Source organism: Aphanizomenon sp. CS-733/32 (genome assembly GCF_028330045.1).
Classification (GTDB): domain Bacteria; phylum Cyanobacteriota; class Cyanobacteriia; order Cyanobacteriales; family Nostocaceae; genus Dolichospermum; species Dolichospermum gracile.
In genome coordinates this window covers 1-3,008 of the sequence record NZ_JAQMSE010000074.1, presented here as the reverse complement: position 1 = coordinate 3,008, position 3,008 = coordinate 1, and the positions used below count along the sequence as shown (strand labels likewise).

The 3,008-nt window shown below is 36.0% G+C and carries 3 protein-coding genes; 2 read left to right on the top strand and 1 reads right to left on the bottom strand.

Going from position 1 to position 3,008, the window contains the following annotated elements:
* The first annotated feature begins 185 nt into the window (after nucleotides 1-185).
* Nucleotides 186-986 carry a sucrose-phosphate phosphatase gene (locus PN471_RS05870; RefSeq protein WP_442867135.1) on the top strand — a complete coding sequence of 267 codons (801 nt, stop codon included), beginning with the start codon at nucleotides 186-188 and terminating at the stop codon, nucleotides 984-986.
* Between the two features lie 456 nt (nucleotides 987-1,442).
* Nucleotides 1,443-2,396 carry a Yae1 family protein gene (locus PN471_RS05865; protein ID WP_271776042.1) on the top strand — a complete coding sequence of 318 codons (954 nt, stop codon included), beginning with the start codon at nucleotides 1,443-1,445 and terminating at the stop codon, nucleotides 2,394-2,396.
* 214 nt (nucleotides 2,397-2,610) lie between these two features.
* On the opposite strand, the gene PN471_RS05860 is transcribed toward PN471_RS05865, so the two are convergent.
* Complete coding sequence (locus tag PN471_RS05860; protein WP_271776041.1) at nucleotides 2,611-2,886, bottom strand: tetratricopeptide repeat protein; 276 nt, start codon at nucleotides 2,884-2,886, stop codon at nucleotides 2,611-2,613.
* Between the last annotated feature and the right edge of the window lie 122 nt (nucleotides 2,887-3,008).

Sequence of the window (3,008 nt, the reverse complement as noted above, 5' to 3'; positions counted from 1 at the left end):
CAGTTTGTGCCGGGATTTGAATGCTTCAATTAATATCAAGAACCGGGGGACACACGGTCTTAAAGCTCAGTCAATGTCTTCATAGAAGAGTCGCTGAGAAGCCCACACTCACCCGAAGGGGAGTGTGTGGAGTATGTCACTAGAGTTTACGGCAGAAAACAGGCGATCGCCCTGTAAAATAAAATATGAAGTATAATTTGCAACAGTTTCTATTCCTTACTGATCTAGACCACACCCTAGTAGGTGATGATCAGGCAATGGAAAAACTGAATCAGAGACTAAATTTGCATCGTCAGGAATATCATACAAAGATTGTCTATTCTACAGGGCGATCGCTGTTTCTGTATCAGCAACTGGAAAAAGAACAAAAAGATAAAGACAAAGCACTTCTCAAACCAGATATTTTGATTTGTGCGGTAGGAACAGAAATTTATGATTATGATGCTCAATATCAGTTAACTCTAAATGAGAAGTGGTCAGAACATCTATCTCAAGCTTGGGATAGAGAATTAGTGAAACAAATAGCTGATAATTTTCACAAATTAATACCACAGCCAGAAAGTGAGCAAAGACCTTTTAAAGTTAGTTACTTCTTAGAAGCAAATAATATAGAAATCTTATCAGAATTAGAGAACAGTTTAGGAAATGCTGGATTAGATATTCAAGTTATTTATAGTTATAGTGATCATAAAAATTATAATAATTTAGATATTTTACCCACTAAAGCCAATAAAGGTATGGCAATGACTTTTGTGCGGGAACATTTAGAAATAGATGCAGCAAAAACCGTTGCTTGTGGTGATTCTGGTAATGATATTGCTTTGTTTGCCAACAGAGAAGAAAAAGGTATTATTGTAGCCAATGCCAAACAGGAATTATTAAATTGGCACAACGAGAACCCAAACGAAAATCGTTATTTAGCACAAAATAAATTTGCTGCTGGAATAGAAGAAGGGTTGAAATATTTTGGCTTTTTAGTCGAGTAAATATAGCTGTAGCCATTTAGAGGATATTTTATAGCAGGAGGCAGGGGGGAAAGATATTAGATAATCTTCAGTTGTAGGGGTTTAGCAGTGCTAAACCCCTACTAATTATAATGTTTTACGTCATCATCTTAGTGCCTGTGGCTATATTTGGGATGCTCCCTTTTAATCAGTATTTTGTTGTAACCAGTTTTCTAAATCAGCCATAGCAGAAAAGTCAAATATCAGGGGCGAGACTGATTAAGCGTTTACTGCCAATATCTACTTTTTTAGTCATGGATTGATATTTGTTAAATTAAAAAATTACAGGAGAGTTATGAATTAAGTTAATATTATTGTATCATGAATAGCTAATACTTGTTTTGCAGGTTATGGATAATTTTCCTCAAAATTTCAGCAGTGGAATTTTCAATAAACTTACCACAAACTTTATATACTAACATAACAAAATACTGATTTATGACAAGACAACCCCACGACCAACTAGCCAAAGAATATCTAGAAGAATTATTAGCACCTTTAGGAGAAGTCAAAACCAGTAAAGATGTAAAAAGCGAAGTTCAAGAAATAGATGTTTGGTTTGTTCCGACTACAACATCTGCAAATTCTGAATTAGGATTATTAGGCAAAATGGCGGTTACAAGTTGTTTATTTGAACCTTACCGTAATGCACCTAATGAGATCGAAATTAGGAGTTGTTTGTTAAAATTGTACAGTGTTCATGGAGAATTATTACGACAAGCCAAAAGAGAAAAACGTTCTATCTCTGAAGAAGAATTACCCTTTCTATGGATTTTAACACCAACTTGTTCAGAAAAAATCCTGGAAGGGTTTGGAGCGAAAGTAAAGGAGGGATGGGAAAAAGGAGTGTATTTTCTGCCAAAATACCAGAAAGCGGCTATTGTGGCTATTAATCAGTTACCCATGACAGAGGATACACTATGGTTAAGGGTATTAGGAAAAGGTAGAACTCAAAATCAAGCTATCAGCGAAGTAGTTGAACTGTCAAAAGAGAATGATAAATGGGATAAATTAGTAGAAATATTTGCATCTTGGCGGAAAAATTTAGAATTGAATAGTAATGTCAACGATGAAGAGGTAAGGGAGTTAATTATGAGTTTATCACCTGCGTATCTTAAACAACGGGAAGAATGGAAACAAGAGGGAATAGAAGAAGGAAGACAGGAAGGAAGACAGGAAGGAAGACAGGAAGGAAGACAGGAAGGAGAAAAAGAGGGACAGCGTTTGATGGTAGAGAGTTTGTTAGCAGTACGTTTTGGTAATTTAGATGAGGAGTTATCTGCCGTTGTGAATCTAATAATGGAACTTTCTCTTACAGAAAGAACTCAGTTGTTACTTAATTTATCTAATCTTTCCCGTGAGGAATTATTAGCTAGGTTTAAATTTGATTAGACCCATCCTAAAAAAGGAGGCATTTTCCAAAATGCCCCTTTTAATGATCTAATCAATTCCCATATTTTTACTTTTTTAATTAGTATTTTGTTGTAACCAGTAAATTCCTATTCAGTTTCTTGTTTTGAAAAATATAGTTGGGTTTCGTTACCTCAACCCAACCTACAACTGATTTTTACATCATACTCAAAATTTGGAAGTTTAAGAAATTACCTTAACCATTCGCCATTTGTTGCACATCATTAATAATTTCCCTCACTGTCTCAGCATCGGGAGATTGAATACGCTGCAATATCTCCAAAGATTCCTGTAAATAATCCAGTGCAGTTACAAAATCTCCTTTTTCATCTGCTAATAACTGCCCCAACATTGCCAAAGTTATCGCTTTACCTTGGACATTGCCAATGCTTTCTTTGATTTCTAAAGACTGCTGGTAGAGGGCGATTCCTACGGAGCGCTTCGCTATCGCTTCTTCTGTGACGTACTCCACACACTCCCTTTCAGGTGAGTGTGGGCTTCTCAGTGACTCCTCTATGAGGACATTAACTGAGCTTTAAGACCGTGCGCCCCACGGTTCTTTGGTTTTGAGATTTGTTTTTTGTTTTGTAGGCT